A 15213-nucleotide genomic window follows, 5' to 3' on the forward strand; every position below is an offset into this window, starting at 1 on the left:
CACTAGAAATAAGATTGCGGTTACAATAAATTTTATCATTTTGTGATTATTTAGCGTCCATAAAAACATCAACATTTCTCTGATTTAATCGCTCAGAGAATATAACACCATCTTTCATATGAATCGTTCTTTGCGAAAACGAAGCATCATAATCAGAGTGCGTAACCATCAAAATTGTGGCACCTTTTGCATGCAAATCTGTCAAAAGTTCCATTACTTCATTACCATTTTTACTATCCAAATTTCCTGTAGGCTCATCGGCAAGAATGATTTTAGGATCGTTTACCAAAGCTCTTGCAACTGCAACCCTTTGTTGTTGTCCTCCTGAAAGTTGTTGTGGAAAGTGTTTTAATCGATGTGAGATATTAAGCTTCTCGGCAATCGCTTCAATTTTTTGTTTTCGATCCGATGCTTTTACATTGTTGTAAAGCAAAGGCAGCTCGATATTATCATAAACAGAAAGTTCATCGATTAAGTTGAAGTTTTGAAATATAAAACCAATATTTTCTTTACGAACAACAGCTCTTCCTTTCTCTTTCAAACCCACCATTTCCTGGTCTAATAGTTTGTAACTTCCACCAGTAGCACTGTCCAGAAGTCCGATGATGTTTAATAAAGTCGATTTCCCGCAACCCGAAGGTCCCATAATAGTAAGGAAATCTCCTTTTTTAATTTCTAAAGTAATCCCGCTTAAAGCTGCCGTTTCTACTTCTTCTGTTCTAAAAACTTTGGTTAAATTTTGAATTGTTATCATAGTTTTAAAATTTTAGTTGTTATTGATTGTATTTTTTGATTGATGATTGAAACTTTATTAATTGTGAATTATTAATTGTGAATTAAACCGCGACCGCGACCGCGACTGAAAACTGCGACTGAAAACTATTACTGAGAACTAATCGACAACTCCTCGATATCTTTGTAATCCGTATAAGATGAGGTAATCACAGATTCTCCTTCTTTCAAACCTTCCAGAACTTCGTAATACGAAGGATTTTCACGTCCTAGCTTTATATTTCTTCTTATAGCTTTGTTTCCTTTTACTACAAATATCCATTTTCCTGCTGTTTCCTGATTAAAACTTCCTTTTTGCACAACAAGAGTTTTATTTTTCTCTGATAAAATTAGTTTTACGCCAAAACTTAATCCGTCTTGTAATGCAATATCTTCTTTAGACGTAAAAGCCAATTCTACTATAAAATGTCCGCCTTTAACCTCTGGGATTACTTTGGTTACCAGAACTTCAAGATTTTTACCTTTAAATTCTACTTGACCTTTTAAGCCTTCGCGTATTTTTTCCAGATAAAATTCATCTACATCTGCTGTTAGCTTATAGCCCTGTTTAGAATCTATTCTTCCGATGCTCTCGCCAGCCTGAAATGTCTTTCCTAAAACCGGTTGAAACGATGTTAATCTACCGGATTCCGGCGCTATAATCAGGAAATTCTTTTTATTGTTTCTCAAAATATCTAAACTTTTTTCCATGGTTTGGATTGAATTATTGATTTGAGAAATCTGAACCTGATTCGTTTGTTTCTCTTTTTGAATACTTTGCTGAATCGTTCTTTTGCGTTCCTCCTGAAAACGTAAGCTTTCTTTGAAATTATTCCAGTCATTTCTCGAAATCACTTCTTTTTCATATAATCGTGCATTCATGTCGTACAACCTTTTAGCATCATTATAATCATGTTCGATCAAAACTAAATCTTTTGTCAAATTTAATTCCTGATTTCTAATGTTTAGTTTTCCGGTGTTCAAATTATTGATTTGCTCAATAATTGCTGTTTCCTGAGTTAGGTAATTCAATTCAGTATTTGGGTTGTATAAACGGGCCAATGATTGACCTTTGGTAACCATCGCACCATTTTCTACAAAAATCTCTTTTACAGATCCACCTTCAGTAACATTTACAAGCATTACATTCAAAGGTTCTACTTTGGCCTGAAAAACAACGAAATCTTCAAAAAAAGCTTTTTCAACTTTCTGAATACTTAGTTCTTCGGCTTTTACATTTAAACTTCTTTTGGTGTTAAACGAAAAAAAGATGATTGTTGCCAAAACTAAAAAAACTCCAATTGCTATTGTGAGATACCTAAATTTTCTATTTTTACGAGGAATTACTTTGTCCATTTCTTTAATAATTTACTGATAGTCAATAGGTAAATACTGTGCCATAAAATTTATTATTTGTAAAGTATTGATTTTAAAGAAGCTTTAGAAACCATTCAAAAAAAGGACTGTTCGATAATGAACAGTTGACCGTTCATTATCGAACAAAAAAAGATATCATGCGAAGAAAACTAGCCCAAATATTAATCGTTGACGATCAGGAAGAAATTCTTTTTTCGGCAAAAATGATTCTCAAAAAACATTTCGAGACGATTTTTACAGCAAATAATCCCAAAAAAATCATTTCTATTTTGAATGAAAATGAAATAAACGTGGTTTTATTAGACATGAATTATCGAATTGGTTTTGAAGATGGGCGAGAAGGCATTCATTGGCTCAAAGAAATTAAAACGCTTTCGCCACAAACAGTAGTGATTTTAATGACCGCTTTTGGTAAAATTGATACTGCCGTTGAAGGCATAAAAATTGGTGCTTTTGATTATGTTTTGAAGCCCTGGAATAACGAAAAGTTGCTCGAAATAATAGACAAGGCTGTCGCCGAAAGCAGAAAAAACAGCAAAAAGGTTGTAATAGAAAAAGTAGAGAAAAATTATTTCGTTGGCAGTTCTCTAAAAATAAAACAATCTTATTCGATTGCTGAAAAAGTTGCAAAAACAGATGCGAATGTCTTGATTTTAGGCGAAAACGGAACGGGAAAATATGTTTTTGCCGAATTTATTCACCAGAATTCAGAACGAAAAACACAGCCTTTTGTTCATGTTGATTTAGGCTCTTTGAGTGACAATTTATTCGAAAGTGAACTTTTTGGTTATGCCAAAGGAGCTTTTACAGATGCGAAATCAGATACGCCAGGAAGATTCGAAACCGCTTCAGGAGGAACTATTTTTTTGGATGAAATAGGTAATATTCCGCTTCATCTGCAATCCAAATTATTGCATGTTTTGCAAACCAAAACCGTTACGCGTTTGGGCGAAAGTAAAGCAAGACCTTTAAACGTTCGTATTATTGCAGCAACAAACAGTGATTTAAAAGCTGAGGTTAAAAACAAAACCTTTCGCGAAGATTTATTGTACCGAATAAATACGATGGAAATTTATTTGCCTTCGTTACGCGAACGAAAAGATGATATTGTACCAATGGCACACTTTATTCTGGATAAAATTGCAGAAAAATACAATCAGGAAAACTGGCATTTTGAAGAAAATGTTGGATCTTATTTAGAGAAATATCCTTGGAAAGGAAACATTCGTGAACTTGAAAATAAAATCGAACGCGCCTTAATCTTAGCAGATAATAATACAATTGCCGTAACCGATTTAGATATTCTTGATTTTGAGGAAATTCAGGAAAATGATGAAAACCCGTTATCTGAAATGGAAAAAAATGCGATCGAAAAAATACTTTTCAAACACAACGGAAATATCAGTAAAACAGCTGAAGAGCTTGGTTTGTCAAGAGCAGCTTTGTACAGAAGAATCGAGAAATACGATTTAAAGAATATTTAAACACAGTGTGATTTAACCGCAGAGCACGCAAAGTATTTTTTTTGCTGTGTTTGCAGTTGGCTTTATTAAGTTCGCAAAGCTGTTGTTGCGAACCTTGCGTAAATCCTTTGCGACCTTTGCGGTTAAATTTTTCAGCATTATTAAGTATAAAAAAATGAAACAATGAAAAACTGGAAATTCTATAATGCTTTGTTTGTAAGGGTTCTGTTTGTTATGATACCCTTTTTCTTTTGTGTTTTTTTGATTTACAAAGGATTGTATTACAATGCTGTTTTAGTTGGTTTCTTTGTTTTGCTAATGCTTTCTGAAATGTATTTTTATATCAAAAAGCAATCCTCGTTTTATGATAAAATTTTGCTTTCGATTTTGCAAAATGATTTTTCAACTAATTTTCCGGAACAACAAAAAAAGGAAAATTTTCAGAATTTATCTCTTTTATACAATAAGTTAAAATTTCAGCAACAAGAGCAAACTTCAAAACAGCTTATTTATCAATCGATTTTAAATAATATTGATACGGCAGCTTTAATTCTAGAGAAAGAAGATGACGATTGGAGTATTTTTTTAATGAATGATTGTTTTTCGAGTTTGTTTAAAGTTCCAAAAGTAAGTCATTGGAATTATCTTAAAAACTATTTGCCATCACTTTGCGATGAAATTGAAAATGTTGGTTTTACAGAGTTAAAATCAGCAATTTCGATTAAAATTGAAGATCAGGATTTGCAGACTTTTATGTTGCAGACTTCCTATACAAAAACATACGAAAAAGAATATTTTATCATTTTATTGGATAGTATTCAGCGTGTGATTGAGAAAAAGGAAAAAGAAGCCTGGATCAATTTAATGAAAATTATTTCGCATGAGCTAATGAATTCGTTGACGCCAATTCGTGCACTTTCGCAGAATCTTCTTCAAATTGTCGATCAGGAACAATTAGAAGAAGATGATTTTGATGACATAAAAAGCAGTATTTCGACCATTATAAATCGAAGTGATCACTTGCAGGTATTTGTAGAAAATTACCGAAAACTCGCCATGTTGCCAACGCCAACGAAACAAATGACGCCAATAAATGTACTTTTTGAAGATTGTATGCGAATCATGAGTCCAATTTTGAAAGCGGAAAATATCGAATTAGTAAATGATATTAATAGTTCAAGATCTATTTTGATTGACAAAAACCAAATGGAACAAGTGATTATTAATTTAATCACAAACAGTATATATGCCTTAAAAGAAAAGGCCGAAAAGAAAATGTTCTTATCAAGTTACACAGAAAATAATCGCTTTTTTATCACCATTTCAGACAACGGAAAAGGAATTGATCAGGAAATTCGAGACAAAGTATTCTTGCCCTTTTTTACCACCAGAAAAGATGGCGCCGGAATTGGTTTAACACTTTCTAAAAACATTATAGAAGCACACGGCGGTTACTTAAGCTACCAAACCGATGAAGATAAAACGAGCTTTGTGATTTGTTTGATTTGATTTTTGAACCATATAAGTGATATAGGTTCATATTAAGCATTGTACATAAATCTCTTGCAAAGTCGTGAAATTATTTTTATTAATCGCGCAAAGTCGCAGAGTCGCAAAGAAAAACTTAAAAAGAATAAAAAACTTTGCGGCTTCGCGACTTTGCGCGATTAAAAAGACAAAGTAAATCAAGCCATACTTTAAATGAACTTATATCACTTATATGGTGAAACTAACCCCATTAAAATTCAATTTCTGGCGCCCAAAAATGTTTTTCTAAATCTATAATCTGATTGTCTTTTATAACAATACCTTCACTTTCGAGAAGTTGCTGCATTAAATTAGTTCCGTCAAAATGGTGTTTTCCAGTCAAAAGCCCTTTTCTGTTTACGACCCTGTGAGCCGGAACATCGTCCATATTATGACAGGCATTCATTGCCCAACCCACCATTCGGGCAGAACGAGCCGTTCCTAAAGCTTTCGCAATAGCGCCATAAGAAGTTACTTTTCCGTACGGAATTTGTCTGGCGATCGTATAAACTCTTTCAAAAAAATTATCTTCAGCCATATGTTTAGATTATTTTACCATTAAGATATTAAGGTTCATTAAGGCAAAGTGTAACTTTTTATTGAAAAAACAATTAAGAAAGTGAAGTTTTATAAAGTCGGGCTTAATTTCTCTTAATCTCTTAATGGTTCAATATTATAAAATCTAAATTTTAATCTTTAGAAAATATTTTTACCCAAAGTAGTAACTCAAGATATTAAAAAGCGTTGCAATAGCAATTAATCCCGTGATGCTTCCTATTATAGTATTCATGTTTCGCATGAGGTAATCAGTTTTCTTTTCGATTCTTCCAAAGAAACCAATATAGCTGTACAAAGCAGCAAACGAACCCAAAACAGATCCGAATACAAAAGTGAAAATAATGTTGTTTTCGAATGCAAAAAGATGATAAGAAGCCAGCGTAACACTCACCACAACATAATAGGGAATCGGGAAAAAGTTCAGGCCTGAAAGTAACATTCCTAAAAAGAAACGGCTTTTTTTGCTGCTCTTTTTGATCTTCGATTTTTTAGCTTTAGGTTCCTTAGCGATAAACAAAAAGTAAATCGTTAGAATCGAAAAAATTGCAAACCCAACTTCGCGTAAAAGCGTTACCACATCCGGGCGATTGTCAATTACCTGAGCAAATAGAACCGCTAGGGAAACCTGAAAAAAGATGACTAAAATCGCACCGGCAACAAACCATAAAGCGTTCTTTTTTCCTTCTTTCATGTTCACTTTAGCTGCTGTCATGTTGATTAAACCTGGCGGAATAATCCCAATGAAAGCGGCAATAAAACCTGAAAGTAATGGGGTAAGTAATGCCATTCAGTTATTTAATGGGTTGGAAAAAACGTTCTTAAAATTAAATTAGTCTTTAATTTTAAAGCGAATATACGTAATTGCCTTGTTAATTTCTAAATATTGTTTCTCGTAAAAAGTCTGAAAAGCAGTAACTTCCTCAGGACTTCCTTCGTTTGTATACACGTTATGATTCGCGTATAAAACCTCATGTCCTTCACCGTGAAGCAATCCAAGAGTATAACCGTGCATGAATTCGCTGTCGGTTTTTAGGTTAACAACACCGTCTTTTTTAAGGATTTTTTTATACAATTTCAAAAACTCTGAGTTTGTCATTCTGTGTTTTGTTCTTTTGTATTTGATTTGTGGATCCGGAAAAGTAATCCAGATTTCATCCACTTCATTTTCATTAAAAATATGGTTGATCAATTCGATTTGAGTACGAATAAAAGCAACATTATGAAGTTCGTTTTCTACAGCAGTTTTAGCACCTCTCCAGAAACGCGCCCCTTTTATATCTATACCAATAAAATTTTTGTCAGGGTATCTTTCTGCTAATCCAACAGAATATTCACCTTTTCCACATCCTAATTCTAAAACTAATGGATTATCATTTTTAAAGAAATCAGAGTTCCATTTTCCTTTCAAAGGCATTAAATCGCCTACAACTTCTTCTCTGGTTGGTTGAAAAACGTTTTGAAATGTTTCGTTTTCTCTGAATCTTTTTAGTTTATTTTTACTTCCCACTTTTACAAAAATTTTCAGCAAAATTAAGGAATATAAACGAATGAAAATAGCGCAATTGGGTTTTAAAGTTTTTTGCCACGAATTTTAATGATGGATGTTCTTTTTTGCCACGAATTACACTAATTTTCGCGAATTCAGTTTTTGTATGTATTGTGGACAAAATATCGAAATTCCTGGCTGTTTTTTTTTGCCACAGATTTCACAGATTAAAATGATTTTTTAATTATAATTGTCTAATTAGTGTAGCCCCTACGGGACAAACTTACGGTCGTTTTTTTACCAATATTTAATCTCTACGAGATATACTCCGTTAGGAGTTAAATATTGGTAGAAAATAATAGTTACCACGCTAGACATGTCCCGTAGGGACTACACATTCATATTTACGATTAATCAAAAAAATCATTTTAATCTGTGAAATCTGTGGCAAACTTTTTTACCCGTAATGCGCCTCAGTAATAGGTTTTAATTTAGGATCAAGCGTTTCATCGTGTTGCGATAAATCAAGACCGATATGTTCATTTTCTTCAGAGACACGCAACGGAATAATAAAGTTGGTTACTTTAAACAAGAAATAAGCCCCGAAGAAAGTAAAGATAGAAACCAAAACCAATGCCATCATATGGTGTGCAAAAACATTCCAGCCTCCGTGCAATAAACTTGCATCTTCGCCATGAGCAAAGATTGCGGTTAGGATCATTCCCATAATTCCACCAACTCCGTGACAGGCAAAAACGTCGAGCGTATCATCAAATCTTTTAGAGAAACGACAATTTACAACCGAGTTAGAAACCAAAGCCGTAACAAACCCAAAAAACATACTTTCAGGAACTGATACAAATCCTGCAGCTGGCGTTATGGCAACCAAACCTACAACAGCCCCAATACAAGCACCAAGAGCAGAAACTTTTCTTCCGTTCATTCTGTCAAAGAAAACCCAGGTTAACATCGCAGCGGCAGATGAAGTTGTTGTCGTTGCAAAAGCCATTGCGGCAGTTCCGTTGGCAGCAAGAGCAGATCCAGCGTTGAACCCGAACCATCCAAACCATAACATTCCGGTTCCTAATAATACAAACGGAATATTGGTTGGGATATGAGCGCTATTTTTTCTTTTTCCTAAAACAATAACTCCCGCCAAAGCAGCAAATCCGGAACTCATATGTACTACAGTTCCTCCGGCAAAATCTTTCACGCCAAAATAACTTCCTAAAATTCCTGTAGGATACCAAACCGAATGGCACAAAGGAGCATAAATAAAAATGGTAAACAAACTGATGAAAAGTAAATACGATATAAATCGAACACGTTCTGCAAACGAACCCGTAATAATTGCCGGAGCAATAATCGCAAATTTCATTTGAAACAAAGCAAATAACATAAACGGAATTGTACTGGCTAATTTTTTATGAGGCAAAACGCCCACATAATCCATAAAAGCAAATGTTGTTGGATTTCCGAAAAAGCTGTAAAAGTGTTCGCCTGAACCAAATCCTACAGGATCTCCAAAAGCCAAACTAAAACCCACTACAACCCATAAAAGCGTTACAACGCCCAAACAAATAAAACTTTGCAACATGGTTGAGATCACATTTTTTCTGCCCACCATTCCGCCATAGAAAAAAGATAATCCCGGAGTCATGATCAAAACCAGACAACAGGAGGTTAACATCCAGGCAACATCGGCAGGAACAATATGATCCGTTGTTCCAAATTCAGATAATACGTAACTGTTTTGAGTAACAGTTGGCCAAAATGCACCGGTAATACAAACAATACTTATAATAATAAAGGAAATGACCCAGCGTTTTTCTATTTTCATTTTTCAGATACTTTATTGAACCCTATTTTTTTTGGGGTCAAAGTTAAAAAAAAATAAAGATTTTGATTTTCAGGGCTAATAAAATAGAGGTTGATCTTTTATTTTAGTCAATTTTGTAATATTCGATCCATTTTTTTGAGACTATCTTATTTTGAACTTCTAATTTACGGATAAAATTGCCAATTGTATTATAATTAATTTGATATCAGATGTTCTAAACCACTAGAAAAGTTAGGATTATAAAAACAAAACCCAAAATTGTTTATTTTTTCTGAAGCTTCGCAATCAAAACATCTTCGATAGGCGCTTTTATCTTAGTAACAGTGTCTGCTTCTGGATTAGGGATCGTCATCGATAAAACATAATGCTGAATTTTCCATTCTTTCCCCACTTTAACCAAGACACCAGAACCACGGCAAATTTTCATCTGAGTATTTAGCAATTCATCAAACCACGCAATTTTTCCTGATTTGTCAAAAAAGATATGACGTTCCAAAGCTGTAAAATTCCAGGTAGTTCCTTTGTCGAAAAAGGGTTTTGCCCAAACTTTAAAATCTTTTTTAGTCCAGTTTTCTGTAGCGTCAGTTCCTATGAAAATTCCGTCTTCGGCAATTAAATCAAAGTAAGCGTCGAATTTTACATCAGCAGCCGCTTTGTGCCAGGTATCAAGGGTTTGATTGACTTTGTCTTTTTCAGAAGTTTGTGCATTTGCAAAAGTCGCAACGAATAATAGGAGGAGAATTGATTTTTTCATGAGAGGTTTTATTTGGATTTAAAGTTAGCAAAAAATCTTTTGAAAGGAGCAAAGGGACGTAGGTTCAAAGATGCAGAGTTTTTTATTGGGATTCGTTTTAATCGCGCAAAGTCGCAGAGTCGCAAAGTTTTTTCCCTTGCCGATTTTAAAACTTAGCGCCTTTTCGCGAAATTCTAAAAGCAAAAATTTAAAAAACTTAAAATTTAAGTTAAGCCAAGTCTCAAAGAAAATAAAACTTTGCGACTCTGCGCCTTTGCGAGATTATATTACAAAGCAAAGCAAAACTTAAATTATCTTATATCACTTATATGGTGGAAAACTTTACAAAAACCAGTATATTTGAGAGCTTTAAAAATTTACATCATGAATCCAAAAATACTTATCACCTCAATATTTGTTACTTCCTTAGTTTTTACCTCTTGCAAGAAAGAACTGGAACCACAGGAAAATACACCAACATCTGAATTAGTCAAACTAGGATTAGCAAAAGACACCACAAAAATACAGCAACCGGTAGTTCAAAATCCTGCCACGAATCCCAATACCGTAATGGGAGCAACGCAAGGAATAAATCCTGCACACGGACAACCCGGACATCGTTGTGATATTGCCGTTGGTGCGCCATTAAATTCGGCTCCAACGCAAGGGCAAACGACTACGACTCAAACTGCGCAACCTGTACAAGTAAACGCAGGGCAACAAGTAACCACAACAACCGTAACGCCAGCCAAAGTTGCCAAAGGAATGAATCCTGCGCACGGACAACCCGGTCACAGATGCGATATTCCGGTTGGAGCACCTTTAAACTCTCCTGCAGCAAAACAACCTGTTGCTAATACGGCCCAAAGCGGAAGCACTTCGCAAAACTTTACCGTGACGCCACCTGCAAACAATGCGGTTCCGGCCTTATTAAGTACCGAAGAAGTAGCCACAGCAGACGGAATGAATCCTGCTCACGGAAAACCCGGACATCGTTGCGATATCGCCGTTGGAGCTCCGTTGCCAAAATCATAATATTACGTCAATAATAATCTGGGCGTGCCACCAATAAAAAAAGGGGCCAACTATGCAAATCGCTTAGTCGGCCCCTTTTTTTATTGCTGTCGGGCTATCCGCGCTACTTCGGTAGCCAGCTTCTATCCCTCACGCAAAAAACATCGATTGTGTTATAACAAATATACGTGTAGTCCCTTACGGGACATTAATACTTACTATATGTTTTTTCTACCAATATTTAACTCCTAACGGAGTTATTATTTAAAATATCAATATTTTCAATTATTACCCACAATTTCAGGCGTGGGATAAGGATAGTGAAAAATATATTGTGTTCGAGCGATTGAAAACGTTGGCAATGTTTATAAAATGTGAAGTCTCTTCTATATAATATAGTCACTAAAAAAATATCTCGTAGAGATTACATGTTGGTAGAAAAACAATTTGCGAATCACAATTTTGTCCCGTAGGGACAACACAAAAACGTTCCCAAATTTATTCCCATTTGTAAACCAATAAACCCTTATTCAATTTCAAAAATCGCCTGAATTTCTAAAGCCGAATTGATTGGTAACGCAGTCGCACCAATAGTGGCGCTCTTGCATGTTTTATCCCTATGGGGAATGTCAGAGAGTTAAGCTTTTAAAAAATAAAATCATTGCAAATAAAATCCGTTTTTATCCGCGTTTTTACGAAGTAAATCTGTTTGATCTGCGTCAAAAATTAGACGCTGATTTTACTGATTCGCTAACGCGAAAACGCTGATAAAAACGGATTTTTTCTAATTACTTTGCGATCTCAAAGCAAAGCGTAATTCATAAAGCTTTGTGACCTTTGCGTAATCCTTTGCTCCCGATAGCTATCGGGATTGCGGTAAAATTTTCTTTTATTCAATCTCAAAAATCGCCTGAATTTCTACAGCCGAATTGATCGGCAACGAAGCTGCGCCAATCGTTGCTCTCGCATGTTTTCCTTTTTCTCCAAAAACCAAAGCCGTCAAATTCGAAGCCGAATTCATAAGTCCTGCATGTTGCGTATATTCAGGAGTGGTATTAAAATATCCTGTTAGTTGCACACATTGTTTTACTTTGTTCAAGTCGCCTCCGCAAGCTTCTTTTAGAACAGCAAATACATTCAGCATCGTTTGGTATGTTGCTTCCTTTGCCTGATCTTCTGTAACTGTTGCGCCAACTTTACCCGGATTTAGGATCTTTCCGTCTTTCAAAGCCACCTGATTAATATATACCTTATGATCCGAAATCGTAAACGGAACATAATTCCCTACTGGTTTTGGTGCTTCAGGAATAACAATATTATTGTCTTTTAATGTTTTGTTGATATCGCTTTTACTTTCAACCGAAGTTGTTTTTACGGATTTTATATTCTCTGTATTTCTCAATCCAGAAGCTACTCTTGCCAAAGCTTTTCCTTGTTCTTTAGCCAGATTCAATTCGCTTTGCGACGGGCGAATTCCTGTAGATCCGGCCAATGAAGTCGCTCCAAAAGGCGTATTTCCCTGAGGAACCGTTTTGTCTAAAGTAGCCGTTCCCATTATTCCGGTTGGTACGATCACCATTCCGTGGGAGGCAAGAATATTCCAGAAAGACAAAATCGCAGCTTCTTTTCCTGCCCCAGATCCTGCCGACATAAATACAGTTGCCGGTTTTCCTTCTAAAGTTCTCGAAGTCCAAAGCGGAATACTCTGGCTGAAAAAGTAATTCATATCAGCGCTAATATTCGCAAAATGCACCGGACTTCCAAAAGCGATTCCGTCATAATTGGCCAATTCTTCGATCGTTGCAACAGGTAATTTCTCTACATCAGCATTTAGTTTCTCTTTTGGATTTATAGATGGAACACGTTTTAAAGTCGCTTTTGTATTTGGATATTCCTGAACTCCATCGGCAATTGCTTTTGCCATTTTGTAAGTTCCGCCGTTTTGAGAATAAATCAAAACCAGCACATTTGTTTCCGATGATTTTGTTTGCGCATTGGAACCAAAACCTATAAATATTGCGATTAATAATACGAGTAGTTGCTTTTTCATAAGTGTAATTTTAAATAATTTGTAATGAATAATCTCAATTAAGAAGCTTGGTTTATCTCAAAAACCAAGTTGCTTTTTTGGGACTGCAAAATTACTTCTTACAATCCCGAAAAGCGTTATTATTATGTTAATCGTACTTTTATTTAAAAACAACAAGAGCATAGATTAGAAATTAAATCTTTTCAATATGCGGGAGAAATATTTAAACACATAGAGACATAGGATTTAGGAATGAACAAAAGAGAATTAAATACAAATCAAGATTTGACACATAGCTATGTGTGTTTAAGCAAATGAAATGTCTTTTCCTAAACTGCTAGAATCTATGTTTCTATGTGTTTAAAAAAAATAGACAATATAGATTAAAAATTAAAATCTGCTCAATCTGCGAGAGGAAAAAAAATAAACACATAGAGACATAGGATTTAGGAATGAACAAAAGAGAATTAAATACAAATCAAGATTTGACACATAGCTATGTGACTTTAAAATAAATGAAATGCCTTTTTTTAAGTTTACAAATCCTATGTTTCTATGTGTTTAAACAACTCAATCCAAAAAGTTAAGTTTTAATTTTCTAACTTCGAGGAAACAAATCGCCTTATTATGAAAAAAGCAATTGTATACGGAGCAAGCGGACTGGTAGGATCGTATATTCTCGAAACGTTGTTGAATAATGCCAATTACGAACAAGTAACAATCGTGGTCAGGGCAGCAATTAACATTCAGCATCCAAAACTAAAAACTCTGATAGGTGATTTTAATTCATTGCCCGAAGTTGTAAAAGGCATTCAAGTTGATGAAGTTTTTATAGCACTTGGAACCACGCAAAAGAAAACACCCGATAAAAAACTATATTATCAAATCGATCATGATTATCCGGTTTTGGCGGCGAAATTGGCCAAAGAAAACGGTGCCAAAGCAGTTTTTCTAGTTTCGGCAATTGGAGCAAACGCAAAGTCGTCGATATTTTACACCAAGATGAAAGGCGAAACCGAACAGGATATTATCAACTTGAATCTTGATCATACGCATATTTTTCGACCATCGATGATTTTAGGAGACAGAAAAGAAAGCAGACCTCTGGAAAAAGTATTTATTGGGATATTCAAATTCATCAATCCTTTGTTTGTGGGTGGAATGAAGAAATACAAAGGAATAGAGGCGAGCGATATCGCCAAAGCAATGGTCAATAGTGCGAACCAACTTAGCGAAAAAGTCAAAATATTGCATTGGGAAGAAATGAACGCTTTATTAAAATAAAAAATGGCATTATCTTAATTAGAGATAATGCCATTTGCATTTGTTTGTATATTGATTAAAACGCTTTCTGTTTTTCGAAAGTCGTCGTAAGAGATTTTTTTGCTTTGGCAAGAGCGCCGCTAAAAGCTTTTTCAAGCGTATCGGCGTGGTCTGTTACGGTTAAAGGTTGCAAATTGGCTACACGAACTTCAATCACGCATTTTTTATCGTTTAAGCTGAATTTTTCTCCGTTTTCATCGCCAAAATGTACTTCAATACGGGTTATTTTTTCCTCAAAACGAGCTAAACCTTTTTCTAATTCTTCAGAAAAATAAGTTGCTAATCTTTCGTGTCCTTCGATGTTCTTGTCGGTGTTGATTTGAATTTTCATAATCGGTTTATATTTAATGATTGTTTCTCAAAGCTATCTTTTTTAGAATGAAAAGCCAAGTGAGTTAATAAAACATTATGAAAAAATGTTGGAAAATTTTAAGCCTTTTTTTGTGAGACCTGGCGATTGTGAAATGTTATTATCGAACGCGGATTTAACGGATTCACTTCGTGAAAACGCGGATAAAAACAGATTTTTTTATTGTATTTTTTGTCATGCTGAGCAAAGTCGATATTTCATGCTGAGCTTAGTCGAAGCCCCGAAGCAACAAGCAAACTAAATTTAATCTTTTATATTCAGATAGAAAAACCATACAAATCCCAAGAGTTTTTTTGGTATCTTCGCAGTCCTAAATGCAAGAACTTATGATCTCAGAAAAACTTTGTGCCCGTGTGGTATGGTGGCGGTATTGGAAACAACTGCAACGCTCTTGCAGCGTAGGACACCTAACCTGCGCGGGTTTTATATTTCCTAAAATGCAAGATTATGAGTGTAAACACCCTTTCAAAAGAAACAGAATTGCGGTTAACCGAATTTTTCAACCAAGCGATTGATCCTGAAAATTTCGCAAAAGCAATTCGAAGAGTAAATTATCTTCTCGCCATGTCTTTAATGCGAGAATGCGAAACTCTGCAAATCGATACAAAATCAGTGGGTATTTCGGTCGGACCGTGCCACCCATTTCGGTTGAAATGGTGCCACTTTGAAAGAGATTACAATAATACAAAAAAGTTTGTTCAGTTTAAAAATTTGCTTTTCTC

General features: G+C 34.9%; 14 protein-coding genes. 5 read left to right on the forward strand and 9 right to left on the reverse strand.

What is annotated here, in order from left to right; all coding sequences use genetic code 11:
* Positions 1–46: 46 nt before the first annotated feature.
* Both NJT12_RS18855 and NJT12_RS18860 read right to left on the reverse strand, forming a co-directional pair.
* On the reverse strand, positions 47–754 hold the full coding sequence (locus NJT12_RS18855; protein ID WP_271337474.1) for an ABC transporter ATP-binding protein: 708 nt from the start codon (positions 752–754) through the stop codon (positions 47–49).
* A 128-nt stretch (positions 755–882) separates the two neighbouring features.
* The gene (locus NJT12_RS18860) at positions 883–2127 is read right to left on the reverse strand and encodes an efflux RND transporter periplasmic adaptor subunit (protein ID WP_271337475.1); all 1245 of its coding nucleotides are present in this window, start codon (positions 2125–2127) and stop codon (positions 883–885) included.
* Between the two features lie 158 nt (positions 2128–2285).
* Between NJT12_RS18860 and NJT12_RS18865 the strand changes: the two genes are divergently transcribed.
* Positions 2286–3632, forward strand: a complete 1347-nt coding sequence (locus tag NJT12_RS18865; protein WP_271337476.1) for a sigma-54-dependent transcriptional regulator — start codon at positions 2286–2288, stop codon at positions 3630–3632.
* Positions 3633–3794: 162 nt separating this feature from the next.
* The gene (locus NJT12_RS18870; RefSeq protein ID WP_271337477.1) at positions 3795–5120 is read left to right on the forward strand and encodes a sensor histidine kinase; all 1326 of its coding nucleotides are present in this window, start codon (positions 3795–3797) and stop codon (positions 5118–5120) included.
* 229 nt (positions 5121–5349) lie between these two features.
* On the opposite strand, the gene NJT12_RS18875 is transcribed toward NJT12_RS18870, so the two are convergent.
* The 5 genes from NJT12_RS18875 to NJT12_RS18895 form a co-directional block, all read right to left on the reverse strand.
* Positions 5350–5676 (reverse strand): MGMT family protein, encoded by a 327-nt coding sequence (locus NJT12_RS18875; protein ID WP_271337478.1) that lies wholly within the window; start codon positions 5674–5676, stop codon positions 5350–5352.
* Between the two features lie 171 nt (positions 5677–5847).
* The gene (locus NJT12_RS18880) at positions 5848–6483 is read right to left on the reverse strand and encodes a LysE family transporter (RefSeq protein WP_271337479.1); all 636 of its coding nucleotides are present in this window, start codon (positions 6481–6483) and stop codon (positions 5848–5850) included.
* A gap of 42 nt (positions 6484–6525) precedes the next feature.
* Positions 6526–7203, reverse strand: coding sequence for a tRNA (guanosine(46)-N7)-methyltransferase TrmB (gene trmB, locus NJT12_RS18885; protein WP_271337480.1), 678 nt, complete (start codon positions 7201–7203; stop codon positions 6526–6528).
* 436 nt (positions 7204–7639) lie between these two features.
* Positions 7640–9022 (reverse strand): ammonium transporter, encoded by a 1383-nt coding sequence (locus NJT12_RS18890; RefSeq protein WP_271337481.1) that lies wholly within the window; start codon positions 9020–9022, stop codon positions 7640–7642.
* A gap of 262 nt (positions 9023–9284) precedes the next feature.
* Positions 9285–9776 (reverse strand): nuclear transport factor 2 family protein, encoded by a 492-nt coding sequence (locus NJT12_RS18895; RefSeq protein WP_271337482.1) that lies wholly within the window; start codon positions 9774–9776, stop codon positions 9285–9287.
* A gap of 363 nt (positions 9777–10139) precedes the next feature.
* Between NJT12_RS18895 and NJT12_RS18900 the strand changes: the two genes are divergently transcribed.
* Complete coding sequence (locus NJT12_RS18900) at positions 10140–10790, forward strand: hypothetical protein (protein ID WP_271337483.1); 651 nt, start codon at positions 10140–10142, stop codon at positions 10788–10790.
* Between the two features lie 868 nt (positions 10791–11658).
* Here the strand turns inward: NJT12_RS18900 and wrbA are convergent.
* Positions 11659–12819: an NAD(P)H:quinone oxidoreductase gene (gene wrbA / locus NJT12_RS18905; RefSeq protein WP_271337484.1), complete on the reverse strand. Its 1161-nt coding sequence runs from the start codon at positions 12817–12819 to the stop codon at positions 11659–11661.
* Between the two features lie 606 nt (positions 12820–13425).
* Here wrbA and NJT12_RS18910 point away from each other — a divergent pair.
* Positions 13426–14082 (forward strand): oxidoreductase, encoded by a 657-nt coding sequence (locus tag NJT12_RS18910; protein ID WP_271337485.1) that lies wholly within the window; start codon positions 13426–13428, stop codon positions 14080–14082.
* Between the two features lie 55 nt (positions 14083–14137).
* Here NJT12_RS18910 and NJT12_RS18915 read toward each other — a convergent pair whose 3' ends face one another.
* Entirely contained in the window at positions 14138–14452 is a 315-nt protein-coding gene (locus NJT12_RS18915) for an HPF/RaiA family ribosome-associated protein (protein WP_271337486.1), read from the reverse strand.
* Between the two features lie 486 nt (positions 14453–14938).
* Here NJT12_RS18915 and NJT12_RS18920 point away from each other — a divergent pair.
* The coding region (locus NJT12_RS18920) for a hypothetical protein (RefSeq protein ID WP_271337487.1) at positions 14939–15213 on the forward strand (275 nt) is incomplete at its 3' end.

The sequence above is a fragment of the Flavobacterium azizsancarii genome (genome assembly GCF_027980145.1).
Taxonomy (GTDB): domain Bacteria; phylum Bacteroidota; class Bacteroidia; order Flavobacteriales; family Flavobacteriaceae; genus Flavobacterium; species Flavobacterium azizsancarii.